Origin of the sequence: Nostoc sp. DedQUE09 (genome assembly GCF_034530915.1) — a bacterium.
Lineage (GTDB): Bacteria > Cyanobacteriota > Cyanobacteriia > Cyanobacteriales > Nostocaceae > Nostoc.
In genome coordinates this window covers 26,505-50,057 of record NZ_JAVRCE010000060.1, presented here as the reverse complement: position 1 = coordinate 50,057, position 23,553 = coordinate 26,505, and the positions used below count along the sequence as shown (strand labels likewise).

General features: G+C 39.8%; 11 protein-coding genes and 2 pseudogenes. 5 read left to right on the top strand and 8 right to left on the bottom strand.

The genetic code is table 11. The features are described 5' to 3' along the window. Positions 1 to 118: 118 nt before the first annotated feature. Together mutS and RMY27_RS27910 are read right to left on the bottom strand one after the other, a co-directional pair. Positions 119 to 2,800 carry a DNA mismatch repair protein MutS gene (gene mutS, locus RMY27_RS27915; protein WP_322668106.1) on the bottom strand — a complete coding sequence of 894 codons (2,682 nt, stop codon included), beginning with the start codon at positions 2,798 to 2,800 and terminating at the stop codon, positions 119 to 121. Positions 2,801 to 3,039: 239 nt separating this feature from the next. Next, positions 3,040 to 3,492 carry a tellurite resistance TerB family protein gene (locus RMY27_RS27910; protein WP_322668105.1) on the bottom strand — a complete coding sequence of 151 codons (453 nt, stop codon included), beginning with the start codon at positions 3,490 to 3,492 and terminating at the stop codon, positions 3,040 to 3,042. Positions 3,493 to 3,949: 457 nt separating this feature from the next. Here RMY27_RS27910 and RMY27_RS27905 point away from each other — a divergent pair. The 4 genes and pseudogenes from RMY27_RS27905 to RMY27_RS27890 all read left to right on the top strand — a co-directional run bounded on the left by RMY27_RS27905 (position 3,950) and on the right by RMY27_RS27890 (position 10,238). Then, positions 3,950 to 5,279, top strand: a pseudogene (locus RMY27_RS27905) (IS4 family transposase). A gap of 107 nt (positions 5,280 to 5,386) precedes the next feature. Then, a complete protein-coding gene (locus tag RMY27_RS27900) occupies positions 5,387 to 7,480 on the top strand; it encodes a hydantoinase/oxoprolinase family protein (protein WP_322668104.1) in 2,094 nt (697 codons plus the stop codon). 259 nt (positions 7,481 to 7,739) lie between these two features. Beyond that, the gene (locus RMY27_RS27895; RefSeq protein ID WP_322668103.1) at positions 7,740 to 8,555 is read left to right on the top strand and encodes an RNA methyltransferase; all 816 of its coding nucleotides are present in this window, start codon (positions 7,740 to 7,742) and stop codon (positions 8,553 to 8,555) included. 117 nt (positions 8,556 to 8,672) lie between these two features. Then, positions 8,673 to 10,238 (top strand): hydantoinase B/oxoprolinase family protein, encoded by a 1,566-nt coding sequence (locus RMY27_RS27890; RefSeq protein ID WP_322668102.1) that lies wholly within the window; start codon positions 8,673 to 8,675, stop codon positions 10,236 to 10,238. A gap of 3 nt (positions 10,239 to 10,241) precedes the next feature. Here the strand turns inward: RMY27_RS27890 and RMY27_RS27885 are convergent, their stop codons facing one another. Continuing rightward, positions 10,242 to 11,057, bottom strand: coding sequence for an alpha/beta hydrolase (locus tag RMY27_RS27885; RefSeq protein ID WP_322668101.1), 816 nt, complete (start codon positions 11,055 to 11,057; stop codon positions 10,242 to 10,244). Positions 11,058 to 11,112: 55 nt separating this feature from the next. Continuing rightward, on the bottom strand, positions 11,113 to 11,505 hold the full coding sequence (locus RMY27_RS27880; protein ID WP_322668100.1) for a carboxymuconolactone decarboxylase family protein: 393 nt from the start codon (positions 11,503 to 11,505) through the stop codon (positions 11,113 to 11,115). Between the two features lie 223 nt (positions 11,506 to 11,728). Here RMY27_RS27880 and RMY27_RS27875 point away from each other — a divergent pair, with 223 nt between their 5' ends. Further along, positions 11,729 to 12,145: a (2Fe-2S) ferredoxin domain-containing protein gene (locus RMY27_RS27875; RefSeq protein WP_322668099.1), complete on the top strand. Its 417-nt coding sequence runs from the start codon at positions 11,729 to 11,731 to the stop codon at positions 12,143 to 12,145. Between the two features lie 177 nt (positions 12,146 to 12,322). On the opposite strand, the gene RMY27_RS27870 is transcribed toward RMY27_RS27875, so the two are convergent. From RMY27_RS27870 to RMY27_RS27855, 4 genes and pseudogenes are all read right to left on the bottom strand, one after another. Then, on the bottom strand, positions 12,323 to 12,982 hold the full coding sequence (locus tag RMY27_RS27870) for a nuclear transport factor 2 family protein (protein WP_322668098.1): 660 nt from the start codon (positions 12,980 to 12,982) through the stop codon (positions 12,323 to 12,325). Between the two features lie 530 nt (positions 12,983 to 13,512). Beyond that, positions 13,513 to 16,521, bottom strand: a pseudogene (locus RMY27_RS27865) (hypothetical protein); the annotation flags it as partial. 746 nt (positions 16,522 to 17,267) lie between these two features. Then, positions 17,268 to 22,694, bottom strand: a complete 5,427-nt coding sequence (locus RMY27_RS27860; protein ID WP_322668096.1) for an AAA family ATPase — start codon at positions 22,692 to 22,694, stop codon at positions 17,268 to 17,270. A gap of 185 nt (positions 22,695 to 22,879) precedes the next feature. Beyond that, positions 22,880 to 23,416, bottom strand: a complete 537-nt coding sequence (locus RMY27_RS27855) for a nucleotidyltransferase family protein (RefSeq protein WP_322668095.1) — start codon at positions 23,414 to 23,416, stop codon at positions 22,880 to 22,882. Positions 23,417 to 23,553: the final 137 nt, after the last annotated feature.

Genomic DNA, 23,553 nt, shown 5'->3' with positions numbered 1-23,553 from the left:
TTTATCTCTCATGATATTGACAAACTCCTTCATCTTATGGAATGAAACAGCCCTGGGATTAAGGGGGGTAAGGATGTACTTCATTTAGATGCAAAATACTGTATTACTACAAACTTGCTTACCCATCAAGATTTTGCAGCCCCATCGCAATCTTACTGTGTTTTTCAATTTGCCCCATTACTTGTTTTGCCCGTTGAATAACTACGGCTGGTAAACCCGCCAATCTTCCCGCTTCAATTCCATAAGACTTATCAGCGCCTCCTGGTTGAACTTGGTGCAAAAAGATAATTTGGTCGGGTAATTCTTTCACTGTCACCTGATAATTAGCCACATTAGGAATAATGCTAGCTAGTTCATTTAATTCGTGATAATGGGTGGCAAAAATTGTCCGCGACCGAATATCCACTGCTATATATTCTGCCACCGCCCAAGCGATGGAAAGACCATCAAATGTTGCTGTCCCGCGGCCAATTTCATCTAATAATACCAGCGACCTAGATGTGGCATGGTTGAGAATATTTGCGGTTTCATTCATCTCCACCATAAATGTAGATTGACCAGTCGCTAAATCATCTACTGCACCGACACGGGTAAAAATGCGATCGCATATTCCCAATCTAGCAAACCTAGCTGGTACAAAACTACCAATCTGCGCCATTAACTGAATCAATCCTACCTGACGCAAATAACAACTTTTGCCGCTAGCGTTTGGCCCGGTAAGAATAATCAAATCGGGATAGTCATTTGTCCTTTGTCCTTTGTCACTTGTACTGAGCGTAGTCGTTGGCGCAGCCTCTCCAAGAGTTGTATTTGTTATTTGTTCTTGGTCATCTACTAATGACAAATGACTAATGACTAATGACTCTTGACCCAATTGCGTCGAATTCGGCACAAAGAACCCCGCAGGTAAAGACTGTTCCACCACTGGATGACGACCATCAACAATGTTTATCTCTCTTCCTGGCAATATTTCGGGACGACAGTAACCTTGATGCACCGCCAACTCAGCCAAACCACACAACACATCCGCCGCCGCCACTGCACGAGATAGATTGCGAATTACTTCCGCCTCTTGTGCTACCTCTTCCCGCAATGCTGTAAAAATCTCATATTCCAACTGATTTAAATCATCCCGCGCCGTCAAAATCCGGGCTTCTCGTTCCTTCAAATCTGGGGTGATATAACGTTCCTCATTAGTCAGGGTTTGCTTGCGGATATAGTTAGCGGGTACTTGGTCAGCTTTGGTGCGAGAAATACTGATGTAATAACCAAAGGTTTTGTTAAATCCTACCTTCAGTGTGGAAATTCCTGTTTTAGCTCTTTCATCAACTTCTAAATTGGCAATCCACTGCTGGTCTGCTTCTACAGTTGCCTTTCTTTCATCCAACAAGGGATTTACACTGGGGCGAATTAATCCGCCTTCTTTAATTAGTATGGGTGGTGACTCTACAAGATGTGCGTGTAACTTTTGCGCCAATTCTTCCAACACACTTGGGACTTTCTGCAAAGCTTTGAGAAATGGAGAACGCGTCTCAACTACTAAGTTGGATAATTCCGGCAAGCGTGAGAGGGAATCTGCCAAAGCTACTAAATCTCTAGCATTGGCTGTACCAGAACCTGCCCTTCCTGTAAGGCGTTCCAAATCATAAATTTGGCGTAATAAATGCCGCAAATCTTGACGTAGGGGCGTATTTTCCATCAATTCTTGGATGGTATCTTGTCGTGCCCGAATGCCTTTAATATCAAGTAGTGGTTGCAACAACCACCGCCGCAAAGCACGCCCACCCATTGCTGTACTAGTTTTATCTAAAGCCCAAAGTAGGGAACCGTGAAAAGTGCCATCCCGAACGGTTTGGGTAATTTCTAAGTTACGGCGGGTTTGATTGTCAACAATTAAGTAGTCGGTGACAGTATAGCTGCGGAGTCTCTGAAGAGTGACAGGGTTTTCTTTTTGAGTATCTTCCAGGTATTCCAGAAGACCGCCAGCCGCCCGGACGGCGAGGGGAAGATGATCGCAACCAAGTCCTTCGAGCGATCGCACCTTAAATTTCTGCAATAATCTAGGTCTAGCTTCACCTTGAGAAAAGGGAAGTTGCGATCGCAAACTATAACAAAATGATGGTGGCAAACACTGGGGGAGATGTGGCGAAGTTTCTCCCGGACGCAGCAAACTACCTAAATCAGGCGCATTTGTCGGAACTAACACCTCTGAAGGTTGCAAGCGCATTAATTCTTGGGTCAAATGTTCTAAATCGCTACCTTGAGTCGTGAGAAATTCACCTGTAGAGATGTCTGCATAAGCTAAACCCCAATGATTTACGGCAATGACTACTGCTGCTAAGTAATTATTGCGACTGGATTTGAGCATTCCTTCTTCTAGCAAAGTGCCGGGTGTAAGAATGCGCGTTACTTCTCGCCGCACCAATCTCCCAGCAGCTTCAGAAGCATCTTCCACTTGATCGCAAATCACTACTGCATAGCCTTTTTCTACTAGCATTGTCGCGTAGCGTTCCCAAGCGTGATGCGGAACACCAGACATCGCCACCCGTCCCTGTTCCCCAGCTTGCTTACTAGTGAGAACTAATTCCAATTCTTGTGCTAGTTTGACAGCATCTTGGAAATAGCATTCAAAGAAATCTCCTACCCGATACAGCAATATCGCGTGAGGATATTTATCCTTCGTCTCGACATAATGCAAGTACATTTGACTTAGCTTACTGCGATCCACCTGTAGATGGTCAGAAATAAAAGTACTTGCATCGGGCTTGGTAGATGGAGTTTCGGAGTGAGAGGCGGTCATAGATGCTATCGAGTTACGCACGGAAATTCCACAATATCCGATGATAACGTGATGTGAAAGTTGAATGGCGATCGCTCAAGGATATTTTACTTTTATCTGAAAAATGTTAATTTTGATACAATGCAAAATTCCCAACTTCTTCATGAAGTCGGGAATCTGAACAACTTAATTCAAACAAAATTATTGTATATTCTAAATTAGCAACCCCAAATTAAACAGAGGTTGCAAATCAAAAAATATTACTCCTCTTCTTCCTCTCCAAACACTGCGTCTATAAGTTCTTGTGCGCGTTCGTCTGAAATATTTAAAGCTTCTTGAAGTTCAGAGATATAATCTTGTTCGTGTTCGGGTACTTCTTCGTCAATCCCTACTACTAAGATAGCTGTGATGTATGCAGCTTCGCGATAACCTCTATTGGGTAAGGATTCGATAGACTGGGCGATTAAATCTTCTGGTTCTTCTTCTTCAATCAAGCTGACGACTTTTTCGGTCAATTCTTCAAAGTCTTCTTCAGAGTAATCTTCAAATAAGTCAACCCGACCGAGAAATTCACTCAAAGCATATTCTTCTGTGGAAGAAATACCTTCACCATCAGCCGCAGCGGAAAACAACCCAAGAATTGCGATCGCTACTTCTGGTTCTAGAGCAACTGAACTGACACTACGGCCTTTGGGCAACTTGCGTTTAGACATAATTATCCTCTAAAAGTTACGTGATATTTCAGGAAGTAATACCTTGTGGTGTATAATGCTTCCTCGATTTATGGTTCCCAAAATAATGCAGAAATATACATTGGGATGAATCTTTTTTTCATAAAAAATACGCAGATAATATATTGTTCTGCGTATAAAAACGGTTAAGTTGCCTTGAGCTATCGAGGTTTTTAGTACTTGTCTACACCGTAGTCTAAAGGGCTACGGTGTACACCCAAGTCTGAAATAGCTGATTAAGCACGGTTTTACCCCACCCTAACCCTCCCCTTATAAAGGGGCTACGGTGTACACACAAGTCCAAGTAAAGTAATAAGGGAAGGAGTTGTGGGGAGTAAAAGGCGATGGAAAATCCAATCAGAATACACGCGTAAGCAGTTGAGGGAAAAGCATTTGGAGACCCAAGACTCTCTAAAAGGGGGCAGCATTGTACGAAGCTTTGGGAAAACATCAATCAGTCAGCATTCGACAAATAAGTAAAAATAGAGCCGAACAAATAGGATACTATCGATTTTTGGAGAATAAGAGTGTGACAGTAGGGGAATTAGTGCGAAGCCTATCAGATCACTGCGTATCTCATGTAGAAGGAAAGCATATATTAGCTATCAGTGATACCAGCGAAATTAACTTGCAGTCTCATGTAGGCAGGTTGGAAGCTTTGGGTCTAGGTGTAGTAGGAAACAATACGGATGTAGGATTTTATATTCATCCCACACTAGTATTAGATGCAGCAAATGGATTTCCCTTGAGGGGAAGTACAGTAAAACTGTGGACAAGAGATATCAACCATCAAGATAAGCATGAACGAAACTACGGCCAATTGCCAATAGAGGAAAAAGAATCATACAAATGGCTGCGTTCAGCTGATGAAACTCAACGGTGCATCAGTGTTGGTGAAGCCAAAATGATCACTCATATCGGCGACCGAGAAAGCGATATGTATGAGGAATTTGTGACAGTCGCAAATCAAGACAATCATGTATTGGTCAGAGCGCGCACTGACCGTCGCCTGGTGGGAAAGACCTCATCACTTTATACATACTTAAACCAACAGCCGAGTGAGGGGACTTACACAGTAGATGTCCCAGCTGATGCACGCACTAGTAGAACCGCAAGAGAGGCATTATTAATTGTTCGCCGTGCAATGGTGAAAATTCAACGTCCAGATAAATTGAATGGGCAAGATTATCCTCCGAGTGTGACACTTTATGCCGTGGAAGCCGTGGAGGTCAACCCACCACCAGGTCAAGCACCGATTCATTGGCGATTGCTCACCACCCACCAAGTTGTTTGTTTAGAACAAGCTTTACAGGTGATTCGATGGTACACCAGGAGAAACAGCGAATTGAACAACTTTTTGCCACCCTCAAAACTGCTGGTTTAAATCTCGAAGCTACCCAATTAGAATCGATTGCTGCCATTCAACGACTGACTGTATTAGCTTTGTCAGTCGCCGTGCTAATTTTACAACTGATTCAGGGACGGGATAACCATGATTTACCTGCTACTGTTGCTTTTTCACACGAGCAACAGCATTGCTTGTCTAGCATTTCACCAACTTTAGAGGGAAAACTCAATTGCAACAAAATCCCTATCCTCCTTCCTCTCTTCCTTGGGCTACTTGGATTATTGCTCGACTTGCTGGTTGGTCTGGTTACAAGTCTCAAAAACCTCCCGGTATTACTACTTTGGTTCGCGGTCTTGAGCAATTTGAATCCACCTTTTTTGGGTGGAAACTCGCTCTGGGCAAACTTGTGTGTACACCGTAGCCTCTTTACAAGGGGAGGGTTAGGGAGGGGTAAAAAATATTTGATACATCAATCACGACTTTTAAAGCTATTTCGTAATTTTTTATGATTACACAGGAAACAGAGTAATGTTGAAGTTTTTTGCTGATCGCGGTGGTACATTCACAGATATTATTGCTGTTACTAATAATCAAGCAATTATTGATGGAGTTTCAAAACATCCTGAACGTTTTTTAATTGTTCCTCTGCCTAACCAGCAATGGATTATAGTCTACAAACTACTTTCAGAAAATCCCGAACAATATCAAGATGCAGCCATCCAAGGTATTCGAGATATCATGGGTATTGCTAGCAACGAACCCATTCCTACTGAAGCCATAGAAGTGGTAAAAATGGGGACAACCGTAGCAACAAATGCGCTGTTAGAAAGAAAGGGAGACAGGGTTGTTCTTCTGATCACCAAAGGATTTAAAGATGCGCTGCGAATTGGCTACCAAAACCGTCCTAACATCTTTGCCCGACAGATAATCTTACCAACGATGCTTTATGAGCAGGTAATTGAAATAGATGAACGCTACGATGCTAACGGAAATGAATTAATACCCATAAATCTTGAACAAGTCAAAAGGGACTTACAAGCAGTTTACCATAGAGGAATTCGGAGTTGTGCTATTGTTTTTATGCACAGCGATCGCTATCCTGCTCACGAACAAGAAATAGCCCAGCTTGCTTTAAGAATCGGCTTTACTCAAATATCCGTATCCCATCAAGTTAGTCCGTTAATGAAGTTAGTTAGTCGAGGAGATACAACAGTAGTCGATGCTTATCTAACTCCTATTCTGCGCCGCTATGTTAACCAAGTAGCAAGTCAGTTACCTAGCGTCAAATTAATGTTTATGAAATCTGACGGCGGTTTAGTCGCAGCCGAACAATTTCAAGGCAAAGATAGTATTTTGAGCGGTCCGGCTGGCGGTATTGTCGGTGCAGTTCAAACTAGTAAAAGAGCAGGTTTTGAGTTAGTTATTACCTTTGACATGGGAGGGACAAGTACAGATGTTGCCCACTTTAAAGGAGAGTATGAACGACAACTAGATTCAGAAATAGCTGGGGCGCGGATGCGAGTTCCCGTATTAGCAATTAATACTATTGCTGCTGGTGGTGGTTCAGTTCTCTTTTTTGATGGTTCTAGTTATCGTGTCGGCCCTAAATCTGCTGGTTCAAATCCTGGCCCTGCTTGTTATCGACGTGGCGGGCCATTAGCGGTTACTGATGCCAATGTGATGTTAGGTAAAATTCACCCACAATATTTTCCCTCAGTTTTTGGCATTGATGGCAATTTACCTTTAGATAAAGATATTGTTATTCAAAAATTTACACAATTAACCCAAGACATTCAAGCCGTTACATTAAATGATTGTACTCCTGAACAAGTAGCCGCAGGATTTATTGCGATCGCAGTGGAAAATATGGCAAACGCAATTAAAAAAATCAGTCTGCAACGGGGTTATGATGTCAGCCAATATGTACTTTGTTGTTTTGGCGGTGCAGGCGGGCAAGTTGCTTGTTTAATTGCCGATACTTTAGGAATGAAAAAAATATTTTTACATCCTTATGCGGGAGTTCTCTCTGCTTATGGAATGGGATTAGCTGATGTAGGGGCAATTAGAGAAGGAGGAGTTGAACAACCTTTAACTCAAGCATTAATCCCTAAATTACAACAGTTAATGGAATATTTAGAAACTCAAGCTAGAAGTGAAATAGATGAAATACCAATTCAAGTAGAAGTAATCCGAAAAGCTAACTTAAAATATGAGGGTACTAACTCCATCTTGAGTGTTAATTATGCCGATGAAGTAGCAGGAATGCGACAAGAATTTGAAACTGAGCATCAATTTCGCTATGGTTTCATTCAATTAGATAAAAACTTAATTGTCGAATCTGCTTCAGTGGAAGTAATTCAAAGAATGGATACTCCCGAAGAACCTTTAATTATTCGTACCCGTTCTTTAGATGAAGTCCCTGTATCTGTTGAGACAGTCAAGATGTTTACTGCTGATAGATGGCATAATGCTCCTGTTTATCGACGGGAAGATTTACAACCAGAAGATAGTATTAATGGGCCTGCGATTATTATCGAAAAAATTAGCACGATTATAGTTGAACCAAACTGGGAAGCGAGATTAACTGAACGTAATCATTTAATTTTGCAACGTCTGAGATAGAGATTTATGATTTAATTTGATTAACCGAAAATATTAACTTTCAGAAAAGTATTCGGAGATTTTCAATGTTAAATTTATCTTCTCTTCCTTCGGGAATTCGCTAGCTTTGTCTAGATGGAAAATTAAATACACCTGACTTAGAATAAAGATGTGCTAATATCGATCGCAGTGAAGTTGATGTCTGCGGTATAGTTTCCGCAATATCTCATGCTAATTCAAGTTTTTTATGTAGAGAGCCAAGTAGCTCTGCTCAAGGAGGATGGCTGGTGTTAATAGTTCCAGCCAGGAACGGTTAGATGTCGAGGCTACTCTAACCGAAGTTAAAAGGCTCCAATTTGACCGCGCACATCGTGACGCCTCTGGATTATTCTATATCGAAGGTGTGCGTAACTTTGTAAAAGTAATTGACAACAGTTTTGATATTTCAGCGATCGCATTTAGTAAGAAACTGCTCACAGCACCTCTAGCACGGAAACTAGTTCGGCAATCTCGGCGTTCTGGTGTTCCTTGCATCAGCCTGACACCCGAACAGTTTCGATGTATTTCCCAAAGTGAACGTGCTTCTGGAGTTGGTGCAATTGTTCGTCAGCGCTGGTTCAAGCTCCGTGATATCTCGCCACAATCTAATTTGTGCTGGGTGGCTCTTGAAACTGTTCGCTCACCAGGAAACCTCGGAACCTTGATTCGCACATCAGAAGCTGTTGGCGGTGCTGGGTTTATTTTTATCAAAGATAGCGTAGATCCCTTTGCTCCCGATGTTATTCGCGCATCTATGGGTTCGCTTTTTAACCAAAAGTTTGTACGTACAAGCTTTTCTGCGCTCCGTCACTGGGTACAGAACCACCGCTGTCTTGTTATTGGTGCTTCACCAGATGGAATGTCTGAATTTCATCAGTTTAATTATCCCAATTCTACTCTTCTTTTCCTGGGTGAGGAGCGCCAAGGTCTAACCCCAGAACAGCGAGATTTATGCCAGCATCTTGTTCGGATTCCGATGGTAGGTGCGGTTGACTCTCTCAATCTTGCTGTAGCAGGTAGCCTTTTAATGTATGAGGTTTATAGGTCGAGAACATAATGTGTGAAGTGACACCCAACATCAATTAAGCTTTGTGTTGGGTTGCACTTTGCTTAACTCAACTTACATCAGCAAATGTTAAGTAATTCATTGAATTTCAACAAATAGGAATTAAAAATGCACACAACATCTCAACCCGATCCTGTTCGCTTAGAAATCTTTAAAAATCTCTATCAATTTATCGCCGAACAAATGGGAATTGTGTTGCAAAACACCGCCACCTCAGTGAATATTAAAGAAAGGCTGGATTTCTCCTGTGCAATTTTTGACTCATCGGGATTATTAGTAGCAAATGCCCCCCATATTCCTGTACATTTAGGCTCAATGAGTGAAAGTGTTCGCAGTTTAATTAACGATAAAGGCGACACTCTAAAACCGAGAAATGTCTATCTATCTAATAACCCCTATAACGGCGGAACCCACCTTCCTGATGTCACTGCAATTACCCCTGTTTTTTTGGAAAATAGTGAAAATACTTTATTCCCTACCCCCCTATTTTTTGTTGCTTCTCGCGGACATCAAGCAGATATAGGTGGAATTACTCCCGGTTCTATGCCTCCACACAGTACCACAGTGGAAGAAGAAGGAATTCTTTTTGATAATTTTCTCTTGGTTGAAGAGGGAAATTTTCGAGAAACCGCAGTCAGACAGCACCTTGCAAATCATACTTATCCTGCTCGTAACCCCGATCAAAATATCGCTGATTTTAAAGCCCAAATTGCTGCAAATGAACGGGGAGTTCAAGAACTTTGTAAAATGGTTTTACAATACGGAATTGATACTGTTCAGGCTTATATGACATTTGTACAAGCTAATGCTGAAGAGTCTGTTAGGCGTGCGATCGCAGTTCTCAAGGATGGCTCATTTACTTATAAAATGGATGATGGCTCGCAAATTAAAGTTAAAGTGACGATTCACCCAGAAAACCGCAGTGCTACCATCGATTTTACTGGGACTTCTGTACAACTAAATAGTAATTTTAATGCTCCCAAAGCTGTAACTCAAGCAGCAGTCTTATATGTCTTCCGTACTTTAGTTGATGATAATATTCCTCTCAATGCCGGGTGTCTTAATCCTTTACAAATTATTATCCCGGTTGGCTGTATGCTCAACCCAACCTATCCAGCCGCAGTAGTTGCAGGTAATGTAGAGACTTCTCAAACTATTGTCGATGCTTTATATGGCGCTTTGGGTGTTATGGCTGCTTCTCAAGGAACGATGAATAATTTTACTTTTGGTAATGAGCAGTATCAATATTATGAAACTATCTGCGGTGGCTCTGGGGCGGGGATTGATTTTGATGGTACTGATGGTGTTCATTCTCACATGACTAACTCCCGTTTGACCGATCCAGAAGTTTTAGAAACACGTTATCCTGTACTTTTAGAAAGCTTTAGTCTTCGTCCCGATAGCGGTGGCAAAGGAAAATATTCGGGTGGTAATGGAGTTGTCCGCCGCATTCGATTTCTTGAACCGATGACAGCTAATATTCTCTCTGGTCATCGGCTTGTTCCTCCCTTTGGATTAAATGGTGGGGAAGCAGGAAAAGTAGGACGAAACTGGATACAACGTCAGAATGGAATGGAAGAAAATTTAGACAGCACGGCAATAGTAGAGATGAAAACTGGGGATGTTTTTGTAATAGAAACTCCTGGCGGTGGAGGCTTTGAAAAATTCTCTTAAGAATCAAAAATTGCTATAAGCTGGCTTCAACTTCCCCAGAAAATTGAGTATAGCTGCAACTACAGCATCCGGCGACTCAATCAAGAAGCCGTGACCACCACGTTCGATGACTACAAGTTCAGCATTGGGAATACCTTGAGCAAGTTGTTGGGAAAACTTTAGCGGAGTGAGAATATCTTGTTTACCAACCATAACTAAGGTAGGACAATGAATTTCTTGGAGGCGGTCTATTGTGTCACTACTCAGGATGGCTTGGCTGTGATGATAAAGTGAATGAGTCGCAGGTGGGAAAGGATATCTGATCGCAAATTCAATCAGACCTTCGATCATGTCAGGAATTGAGTAGAAGGCATCTGTAAATATCCAGGGCAATATAACTTTTTCATAAAGTTTTAGGTCTACATTACTAGGAAGTTCGCCCCAAGTCTCAATGATGCTGTTGAATAATGCATCACCTTTTGCCAAAGATGAGAGTAGTATCAGACTTTTTACCTTTTCAGGGTGTGCTAACACTAACTCTTGGGCTATCTGACTACCCATTGAATGACCTGCTAAATGCACCCGATCAATGCCGATGCGATCGAGCAATGCTGCAACGTCACTAGCCATCTGCTTCAGACTATAGGGGTTTTCGGGAGCAGAACTTCTCCCCATACCTCGGTTATCCAAGCGAATGACTTGATACTGCGAAACCAGCGATGGCATAATCAGCGACCAATAGGCATGATCGCAAAGAAAGCCAGCTATTAATAGCAAAGGCTCACCCGTTCCCTTAATGTCGTAGAACAAATCAATCCCGTTAATCTGAACCTTGGGCATAGTAAATGATTCTGCTAAACCTTATTTTTAAGTAGGGATAGACAAGGCTAAACTCCTACGTCTTGAATTTCTCGTCCACCGGAATCTGATAGCCATTGGCGAGGCGATTGGTCATATTGGCAGTAGCTGCGATCGCCATTAGCTCCCCGAACATAGTATCACTCATACCCTTGGCACGCGCTGCCGCTGTGTGTGAGGCGATACAATACTCACAGCCATTGGTCGCACTCACAGCAATGTAAATCAGTTCGCGCATCAATGGATCGATCTCACCAGGGCTAACCATCACTTCCTTTAACGCTTGCCACGTTCGTTGCAGTGTAGGAGGATGGTTGGCTATGGCTTTCCAAAAGTTATTGATGTAGTCAGTTTGACGTGTAACGCGGATGTCGTCATACACTGCACGTACTTCGTCGCTGGCTTCTTCGTATTCAATCAGCTTAGTCATGTTTTAATTCCATATAGTTTCCCCAGCGAGTGGGAACCCCTAGATTGTAATACTGAGTTGCAATTAAAGATAGTAATATCATGCCCTCTTAGCGTCCATAGGTGAAAATTCTACATAATCTACAAACGACTTGGCATAGACTAGCATTTCTTGGGCGTTCTAGTAGAACAGACTAAACAGGAAATTTACAATATCTTGTTAGAGAAATAAGTGGGGTAAGTCCATGAAAAAATTCCTACAGCGTATTAAAGCATTACTCAAACGTATCCTCAAGAGGCCTGCATCCAATTCTCAGCAACCATTGCCTCTAATAAATACTCGATCAGAAACTTCTATTCCAACTGTTTCTCCCCGATGGGAATCTGGTTTGGTGCTTGTGTGTTCGCAATGTGCAAACGAGCAGTTAAGCTCAACCGCTTTCGAAGATTTAGAGAATTGGTTAAAATCTCGTTTAAAGTTTGAGGGATTATGGGGTGATTTTCGGGTAGTTAGCACCAGTTGTTTAGGAGTTTGTCCCCAGATGAGCATTACCGTAGTTATTGTAAGTCATGGAAGTCACGGAAATAGCCCATGCTTAATTGTAAATCCTCGAAGCGATCGCGAACTTCTGTATTCATATATCAAACAGCATAAAAGCTAACTGCAAAGGGTTGCTAAAGTTTAAAGTTATTGGATTCAGAACTATATTTTATCTCGCACTATATTTTGAACGAGTGCCAAAAAAAAGGGATGAATATTTTTCACCCCTTTTTCCAGGTCATCAGGGAGGTAAAGACTACTTATCCAACCCGTATTATTATCATTCCGATCTAAATAATTATTCTTTTAAACGAGGTATATTTGGTCTTACAAAAGTAGGTGAGGAATTAGCATTTCGAGCATTAGTGCTTGAAGACGTAGTTGGGGAGCTAAGATTCAGGAAATCGATGAGTTTGAGAGTACGATTACGAATTTTCCAGCGCCCATTTCTGTTAACGACTTGATCTTCATAAGTGCCATTAGCGACATCAATGCTGGTTTCCGAGCGTTTGTGAGTCGCATGGAGGTAAGAAGTCATCGTTGCTTGATTATTTTGAACTGAAATGTTTATTGTACCCATCAAGTGTTGAGTAGCCGTATAACCATTTCCTTGAAATACTGAATAGACAAAATCTGCCCAAGAATCTGTCCCATAATTCGTTTGAGTTGCCCCATCAGGAAAAATGGCAGTGAGAACTGCATCTTGAGTAAAACAACCCCGATAAATATTCTTTCCTTCTTTGAGATTTCCTCGACCAATGGCGTCAGTTCCCAGAGCGTAACAGGATGTTAATTTTTGAATTTCTAGTTCCGCACTAGGTTGAGCTGCACTTGCTAGTTCAAACTTACCTCCAACAAACAGCACAAGAGTGACTGCAAGCACAATCAAAGTTATACGACTTACCAGGAACGAAATAGCTTTTGAAACTATTCTCCCATTTTCTCTTCTTTTTTCCACAAGATGACTCCCTTAATTATTTACGATTTTTGCATCTTGTACTTTACTACAAACTAAAGTTTGGGCTAATAACTTTAGCCCATTAAAGCTGTCTAATATGCTTGTAGACTTCACTAGTAATTGACTTTTATATCTCCTAGAAAATCTTTTTTCTAGTAAATGATAAAGCTAGTACATACAAGAGTTGATGTATACAATTAGTTATAACAGTTAATTAATAAGTTACAAGTGCTAATTGTGACTAACTTTGTGTTGATTTGATTAAGTAATAAAGTCACTACTTACATACAAGACTTACGTAAATGTCACCCTTGAGGAATAGTAAATTTCTCAAAAATTAACTTTATAAAAATTGCCAATGCAGATATAAATCAATTTAACCAAGAATACTGCAAACCGTCCGCATCCATGCTAAAAAAACCCAACACATACTCTCTATTAACACTAATTACATTGATAATCGAATGCGAGGCGCTCTTTTGGGCACCTCACAATCTATATTTAGAGTGATAGTAGAGCGCTAATCACAATTAAACGACCACAAAGTTGTTTTCGGTTAGTGTCACATTGCCCAAAAGTTGTGCAAATTTTACCTGAGTAAATTCACCCACACTGCCATCTGCATCAAAGTACAATGCACCTGTAATATTGTCATAGATAAATCGTTGATTACTTGTCGTTGCAGATGTTCCGATTATAAACTGATTAGCTGAGGATAACCCGCCATTAAAACCAGCAGCCGATACCTGAATTAGGTCATTGGTGGCGTTGAAGTCATAAATAGTATCAACACTTCCATTGTAACTATTGAAAACAAAGGTATCAGTACCAATTCCTCCATAGAGACTATCATTACCCTCGCCACCTGTGAGGATATCATTGCCATCATCCCCAGAGAGTAGGTTATTGCCTGAATAGACAGCAGCACTCAAGCTATCATTACCTGCACCGCCAATAATCGTATCATTGCCACCATTGCCAGAGAGCGTATCGTTGCCATCGTTCCCCACAATAAAATCATCGTACTCTGTACCTGAGATATATAATCGTTCGATATTCTTGTAGCTAACGCTATTCGTGCCCGCCGTCATTAAGCCAATGTTAGTACTGGCATTGAATGCCGTTGTGATTCCCTTTGTAGCATAAAAATAGACGGACAATAAATCGTCACCCTTACCCCCATCTATCGTATCATTGCCACTGTTACTATAATTGGAATTATCATTGTTCCCGGAGAGCGTATCGTTGCCATCGTTCCCCACAATAAAATCATCGTACTCTGTACCTGAGATATATAATCGTTCGATATTCTTGTAGCTAACGCTATTCGTGCCCGCCGTAATTGAGCCAATGTTAGTAGTGGCATTGAATGTGGTTCTGATTCCTCCACTAGCAAACCTGTAATTGGCGGACAACAAATCGTCACCCTTACCCCCATCTATCGTATCTTTGCCACCATTGCCCGTGGAGAGCGTATCGTTGCCATCGTTCCCCACAATAAAATCATCGTACTGTGTACCTGAGATATTTAATCGTTCGATATTCTTGTAACTAACGCTATTCGTGCCTGCCGTAATTGAGCCAATGTTAGTAGTGGCATTGAATGTTGTTGCGATCCCCGCTGTAGCATTGCTGTAATCGACGGACAACAAATCGTCACCCTTACCCCCATCTATTGTATCTTTGCCATTATAATAACCATCGCTCCCGGAGAGCGTATCGTTGCCATTGCTCCCCACAAGGTTATCATCGTACTTTGTACCTGAGATATTTAATCGTTCGATATTCTTGTAACTAACCCGATAGGTGTCCGCCGTAATTGATGAAATGTTAGTAGTGGCATTGAATGTCGTTGTAATTCCTCCGGTAGCATAAGAGCCAAAATTGACGGACAACACATCGTCACCCTTACCCCCATCTACCGTTTGTGTAATTAAATCAGAGGGGGCAAAATATTCGGATAAGAAGCTTAGATAGAAGGAATCGTCACCATCGCCCCCAGAGAGTAGGTTATCGCCTATCGAACCGCGAGCATCCAAGGTATCATTACCAGCGCCTCCGTTAAGGCTGTTATTGCCTAAGGAGCGATAGTCGTAGTAGAAGTCGCTAGCTCGATTCTCATAGCCAGAGATGTCAAGAAAATCATTGCCATCGCCCCCAGAGAGCAGGTTATCGCCTCTTGAACCGCCAGCACGCAAGGTATCGTCACCAGCGCCACCGTTGAGGGTGTTATTACCAGATGAGACAGAGTTGCTGGAAGAGGAGAAGTACGGGTTGCTACCTCCATACAGATAGCCAGAGATGTCAAGAGAATCATTGCCATCGCCCCCAGAGAGCAGGTTATCGCCTTTTGAACCACTAGCACTCAAGGTATCGTTCCCTGCACCACCATTGAGGGTATTATTACCTAAAAAGAGAAGGTCATCTTTTTGTGGGCCGTAGAACGAGCCGGACTCATACTGGTAGCCAGAGGCAAAGAGAAAATCATTGCCATCGCCCCCAGAGAGCAAATTATCGCCTAGTAAAGAGTCAACGTTCAAGGTATCATTACCAGCACCACCGTTGAGAGTATTATTGCCCGCACTACCCCTCAAAAGGTCGTTGCCACTCTTGCCATCAATGATGTCATCACCCCCCTGACCATTGATGACATCATCTGAGTTGTCAAAGCCGTTAACATTATTATCAAGATCATTAAGAAAAGTAACAGTGTTCTTGTTGAAGATAGTGCTTTGAGTGGAGTTGGCATTGAAGACATCAAAGCTGTCTGTGATGGTAGTTTGCCCATTAAACAAAATATTGCCCAAGTCTACAGCGGCTCCTGTAGATTTGCTCAAGTTTTGCAGGTTTTCCAGGGCAAAGTTTTCCAGGATGAGTTTGTTAGGACTAAACACCCCAGAAAAGCTGATTTCCAGATTCTTGCCATTCTGGGTCAACAGTAGATTTTTGGCAGTTAAGCCTGCACCTTGAAATGTTAGGGTGTCCACTTCGGCAATGACTGCTGCTGTCGGGTTTGTTCCTTTTCCTACCCCACCGAAATCAGTGATATTATTATTGTTGTAGGAAAAGGAGGTGTAAACAAATTTATCCTTGCCACCGCCACCTATGAAGATATCCTTGCCATCGCTATCCGTAAAGATATCATCGCCATTACCACCGTTAAGGGTATTATTACCAAAAGCGCCAGAGGCAAAAAGAGAATCATTGCCATCGCCCCCAGAAAGCAGGTTATCGCCTGATGAATTGCTAGCATTCAAGGTATCGTCACCTACACCACCGTTGAGGGTGTTTTTGTCACGTTGTTCCTGGAAGTAGTCGGGAGAGGATTTAGAGACAGAGAGAGAATCATTGCCATCGCCCCCATTCAGTAACTTATTGCCTGATGAATCGCTAGCACTCAAGGTATCATCACCAGCACCACCAATAAGAGTATCATTTCCTGCACCACTTCTCAAAAGGTCGTTACCTGCTTTACCATTGATCGTGTCCGCGCTGTCGCTGCCCATTAGAGTATCATTACCGTTGGTTCCAATGATATTTGCCATAATTTTTACCTACCTAAATCGATTTGTTCAGTAACTTAACTTCAGTTATCAAGTTGATATTTATGCAGTTTTTAGGCACAATAAATTACCAAAAATTGATGTTTTCGGCATCCTTTATATGTTATATTTGAGCAAAAGTAATATTTCTTGAAGACTTACACCCACTATTGCAATACTTCTGAGTATCACTTATTTGAATTTCTCAAACTATCTAAGTCTTAAGCACTGTACAAATTAATTAGAGTGTAAATTAATGAAAATTAATTGTTTCAGGCTTTTTTAATCATCCTTATTCAGTAAAAATCACTCTTCAAAGTATCAAAAATGTCGGACTAAATGCCTAAAATACATCCTTCATATTTGTTTTTTGCCAGTGCCTAAATCCTATTAGAAAAGAAAATAGTCAGCAGTTGACTCTTGATTGGTAAAAAGATTTTGATGCCCTCCTAGTGGGCTATTATCCGTGGGTGTCTAACTTGAAAATAGAATATCTCAAGATCCTCAAAATAACTACATAGTCAATATCTTACTTAGATGTCTATGGTTAAATACTCATCTTTGCATAATCTTTACATTATTAGTTGAGAAATGTACACACAAGTACTTCTTCTGGTGTTTAGGCAATCAGGAATTACGCAACTAGCACAGTCAAGGAGAAAAACTAGTATAAAAATACTATAAAGGAGAAGTAAGCTTCTTTGAGAAGTCATGAATCTGCGGCTACAACTATCAAAAGTTACTTATTTTCCCAAAATGGGAATAGAAATTATAAATTGTGTCCCTTCTCCCAAAACTGATTCGCAAGTCAAATTTCCGCCATGATTTTCAACTATAATTTGCCGACTAATAGATAGTCCTAATCCCGTACCTTTTCCTACGCATTTGGTAGTAAACAAATTTTCAAAAATGCGTTTTTTAACTGCTTCAGGCATTCCTTGAGCATTATCTTGAATCTTAATTACTACCTTTTCATTATCTATTTGTAGATGAGTTTCAATAGTAATAACATTAGGATACTTTTGTTGAATTTCTAAAAAATCACGACCGATATTTGCTTCTTCTAAAGCATCAATTGCATTTGCAATAATATTCATAAACACTTGATTCAATTGTCCCAAATAGCATTTTACTGATGGTATGTCTGCATAATTCTTAATGATTTTAATTGCTGGGCGATTATGATCGGCTTTCAAACGATGTTGTAAAATCATCAAAGTACTATCAATACCTTCATGGATATTAGCTAACACCTTAGAGGTAGTATCAGCTCGGGAAAAAGTACGAAGAGATGTACTAATATTACGAATGCGCTGTGTCCCTACTGTCATCCCATCAATCATTTTTGGTAAATCTTTTAGCAGAAAATCTATATCTATCTCTTCGGCTTTTTCTTCAATTTCATTGCCAGGATTGGGGAATTTTTCTCGGTACAGTTGCAGATAGTCTATTAAATCTTTAACAATATCTTTTGCTTGGGCAATACTACCTGTGATAAAACCAATAGGGTTATTTATTTCGTGTGCTACACCTGCGACTAAATTACCCAGAGAAGACATTTTTTCACTTTGGATAAGTTGTAGTTGCGCCTCTTGTAAATCTTTTATCGATTGTTCTAATTCTTTAGATTTCTCTTGTGCTCTTGTGTACAAGCTGGCATTTTCTATTGCAATAGCCATTTGAGAAACTAAAACTTTTAATACCTCTACCCTTTCTAGAACAAAAGCCCCTGATGATAACTGGTTTTCTAAATAAATAATACCAGTTAGCTGTGATTGATACATAATGGGCAAACAAAAGATTGATTTTGTTTGAGATTTTTGGATATAAATATCAAAATTAAAAGGCTCTGTAGCCATTGCATCATTTAATACAATATATTGCTGGGTTCGGAGAACGTAATTAATCACAGATAGCGGTAAATCTTGATAAGTTTCAACAGGAATAGAACGTAAAATCGTCACCACATCGTCTGTAGCATTCCCAGAAGCTTCAATATACAGGTGATTATCTTTAAGTAGAAGTAGTGCTGCTTTTTGGGCGGCAGCATTTTCTAGTAAAATTTGGATCAGCTTACCCAATAAATTTTCTAAAACAATTTCATTAGTAATCGCTTGTGAAAACTTGATGAATGCATTAAAATCTAGAAAATCGCTCAAGCTGCTATTGGTAGTAGTGTTAGTAATAATATGAGTTGTATCAATTTTTGAACTAGTGTTTTCTATAGTAGTAGTTTGTCCTACTAGAAAAACATACTTTGATTCTAAATGTTTAACTTTAGCGATCGCACCCCAACGAATATAGGCATAATAGGCTTTAGTTATATAAGTTTGATGAATTAATTCTTTACCTAAAGATTGATAGAATTTTCCAGCTAACTCATAGGCTAAAGCTTCTTCTTGGAGAAAACCGTTTGCTTGAGATTTGGCAATCGAGTTTTCATAATAGTCCATTGCTTCTAGCTTTTGACCCAAAACTTGATACCGTTCTGCCTCGACGAGATAAAATCTGTGTAAGTGATTTGTGGGAGCATGAGTAGCCCAAAGTTCCATCTTTTGCTGATTAGCTTGGACTTTTTCTAGAATAGCTTGCTTCTCAAAATCTTTAGCAGTATGATATGTTGCCAAGTGAGCTAAAGAATCGTAGAAATAAAACACTGGGACAACAAACAACCCTGTAACACCACCTAAAGAGTTTTCTGCGATCGCAGCATTTTCTACAGCTTTAAAATACTCCCCAAATATATAAGAGAGCATTAGTTTATTCACAAATAAATGGTTAATTGTGTAAAGGTCATTTACTTGCTGATGAATTGGCAGCATACTTTGCTCGTCGTAGGCTTCTCCAATTAAACAATCCACATTTTCAAAACTTCTTTTCAAGTTCAGCACTGTTTGCAAATACACTGAGTTCCAAGTGAAAGCTACTTGTTGGTTGATTTTTTTCAGCGAATCACAATAAGCTATCAGTTCTTTTTCTAGAACCCAAAGTTCCTTACCCAGCCAAAATGAATGATAGGGATAAATATAACCACAATAACCAGCATATTCTAAATCTCCAGTTTCCAAACCACTAGAATATCCTGACATTGATGATGTTAATGTCTCTCTAATATGGTCTTTCCAATGCATAACATGGGCACTAACAACCGTCAAAATCTTAGCCTTAAGCTCTTCAGCATTAAATTGTGAGACCAGACGTGAAGCTAATTTCCCAAATTCATAGCCAGAATCAATTTCTCCTTGAATTCCACAAAGAAGTAATGCATAAAGACTATAACCGTAGGCAGATACAGCCGTATTGCCGTACATTAGAGACAAATTGACCATTTTACAGGCAATAATTGGCATCATTACAGGAGCAGTTTGAAAAGCCGCGGGGAGAACTCCCATTAAGATCCTCATGGCTGCAATCTTGTTAGGATCAGTCATTAATGGTAAATTAATTAAATTCGCAATGGCTTTCCCTTTTAAACAAACAGCAATTTCATCCATCCCCTGTTGAATATCAGTTGATGTTGGTTCATCTGGAAAACTTATTCCTAATAATTGCAGAATTGATACTGCTATTTGAATGGCTTCCAGTTGTTTGCTTTGAATTATAGAAGCAATAATCTGTACTTCATAAACTTTCACTTTATCTAAAAGAATTTTTGCTTCTTGCTGCACCACCTCAGCCCATTTTTGCATCTGCTCAAAATCACCACCCAGATAGGCTACCTCTGCGGCTCCTTCATATAAACCGATGGTTAAGGTATATTCAGTTTGCCAAGCGTCTATATTTAAAAGTTCTATTCCATTTGTGAAATATTTAAGAGCAGCTTCGTAAGCTGTAGAAGCTTTAGCTTTTCGCCCAGCAATTAAATTTAATCGTGCCAATTCAGTTTTTTCAGATTGATCTATCAGGTTAACAATACCTACATTCAACTGATTGACAATATCAAAAATATTAGCTTCTATTTCCTCTTTAGGTATATTTTGGAGAAGCAATTGCCCAATTTTCAGGTGAGTAGATTTCTTCAGTTCTTCTGGAATCAACGAATATGCTGCTTGTTGTACTCTGTCATGTAAGAACTTGTAACCCACCTGTGAGGTGTCGAAATTTAAATTAACTGCTTCTTCTTGATTAAAAACTAAAGGGATGCGGTAAGCTTCACTTAAAGGTAGAATTAATCCTGCTTGCAAAGCTGAGTGTAAATCATTTGCTGTCAAAGAAGGTGATTTTTCATTGACTATCGATAAAATATCCAGACTAAATCGGTCGCCTACACAAGCTGCTAATTTTAAAACATCTTGGGTAAACTTTGGTAGTTTTTGAACTCGGCTGGCAACTAACTCAACTACATTTTTATCTGTAATTCCAATTGCTTGAATATCCTCTAGGCTCCATTGCCATTCAGCATTAGCAAAATCAAATTTTAACAGTTTTTCTTGATGAAGTACCTGAATTAGTTGTGTTATGAAAAATGGGTTCCCACCTGTTTTGTTAAAAATTAGTTCAGCTAGGTTAATAATTTTTTTATGAAAAGCTCCTGTTTTTTTATCCTGCTTAATATCTATTTTTTGAAGAGTTTCAGCAACTAGCTGAGTTACATTATCTAAATTTAAAGGTTGCAATATAAGATTATTAACAACGGTGGCACTATTTTTAATTTCTTCTATTTTTTGGATTAAAGGATGTGCTGAACTAACTTCATTATCTCTATATGCCCCAATAAATAAAAAGTATTTGCTATCGGTATCAGTTATGAGTAGTTGAATTAGATTTAAAGTGGCTGAATCTGCCCATTGTAAATCATCTAAAAAGATGACTAATGGGTGTTCTTTTTGAGTAAAAACTTGAATAAATTCTTTAAAAACATGATTGAAGCGATTTTGTGATTCTGTTGCACCGATTTGGACAACTTCTGGCTGTGTACCGATGATTAATTCTACTTCTGGAATTACATCAGTAATAACTTTTCCATTTGTTCCTAAAGCTGATAAGATTTTATTACGCCATACTTCTATTTTTTCATTATTTTCGGTCAGTAAATACCGCATTAAATATGCATAAGCTTGAATTAAAGAAGCATAAGGTATATTCCGTTTTAACTGGTCAAACTTACCAGAGATAAAGTACCCTTGTTTGCGAGTAATAGGTTTATTAACTTCGTTGACTAGAACTGATTTGCCAATTCCAGAATAACCAGAAACTAGCATCATTTCACTAGTTCCAGATGTAACTCTCTCAAATGCAGCTAAAATTTGATTAACTTGTTCTTCACGACCATATAATTTTTGAGGAATTAATAACTGGCTCAATATATCCAAACGACCTGGAACAAAATCAGTAATGATTCCCTTAGTTTCTAACTGCTTGAGACATGATTTTAAATCTGCTAATAATCCTGTAGCACTTTGATATCTATCTTCCGCATTTTTTGCCATCAGCTTCATCACAATTTCAGAGATAGCTGTAGGAATTTGTGAATTTAGTGATTGCGGGTTTCTCGCTTGAACTGCAATGTGACTATAAACTACTTCTAGGGGGTCTTGGCTAACAAATGGTGTTTTATCAGTAAGCATTTCATATAAAGTCACACCAAGGGAATAAAAGTCAGTACGATAATCAAGAATACGATTCATTCTCCCAGTTTGTTCAGGAGACATATAGGCAAGTGTGCCTTCAACGCAGTTAGGGTTATTAAATTGAGGATTTTCGTTATTAAGACGGGAGGCTATACCAAAGTCAGCGAGTTTAACAATACCTGTCTGGGAGTTAATTATAATATTATTGGGTTTGATATCTTTATGAATAATCTGGTTATTATGCAAATAATCTAAAGCTTTAGTCAGTTGAATAGCAATTTTTAAATAGTTAATTAAGTCAAGTTTTTTTGTTTGTAAAAATTGAGTTAAAGACTGACCACCAAAGTCTTCTAACAACAGCCCTACACGGTTTTCAAAAGTTTCTAGACTGATAGCTTTAACTATATTGGGATGGTCTAAACCTTGCTGAATTTGATACTCATTTTTAAGGCGAGTAAAGGCTTCAAGAGTCGGATATTCATTTTTAAGCAGCTTGAGGATAACTCGCTGTTGCGTCTTTGGCATTTGTGCTTGATAAATAATTGTTTGGATTCCTTCGTAGAGAGTCGAGTTGATTTGGTATCCAGTGCGATTTGGCATTGATTTTTGCCTATAAAGTTATAAAATTAGCATCATCCCTGTTCTATCGTGAAAGGGGTTCTAGTTTAATTATTCCCAATACATAGAAAATTATTAGCATTGCGCTTCAGTATCCAAGAGTTGTAAATTAAAAAGTGATTATTTCCTGGTAACGGCAACTAGTGGCTAAAATCTGACTGTAACTTTTACGCCAACCGCAGATAAGGACACTTCTGTAAAAATCCAGATGCCTTACTATGTGCGTCTAAATTATAAGTATGCGTTGGCGTAGGTCGAATAATGCCACCAAATAAGTCATCCAACCCGTAGGGTGTGAAAAATTGCCATTGTCCTTGGGTATTTAGTCTAACTCCCACAGCGGTAGCGGTGTGCAGCCAATCTGCGATGCCATCCTCTGTACTAGTATAAGGTCTGCTGCCAAGACGCCAACGAGCAAAACTGGCTTGATTTTTGACATCAAACTCGTCATGAGGAAATTGTTCTGTGAGAATCGCCTTTGCTGCTAGTTCTTGAGAACGGTTCCCCTCTATATCAAAGAATGCAATATCAAAATCTTTAATACCTAACCCACAGTCATTGCCAAAAATTGAAGACCAAATGGTGTTTCGGACTGCACCCCCTGCTAACCACCAGTTAGGTAGATTTAGTTGAGCGATCGCAGGTAATACTGTATTAATACGTGTATCAGCTAAAATCATCTGTAGGCGAGTGTTACTATTCATATCAAATTTCTGGGATTGTCAAGTAAAAGGTGAAAATATTATCATTTATACTTCATTAAACTTACGGTATTGATAGTCCTGTTGTGACGCTTGGTAGGTCAATGTTTATCAGGAGAACTTCTGTATTCATAGTATAA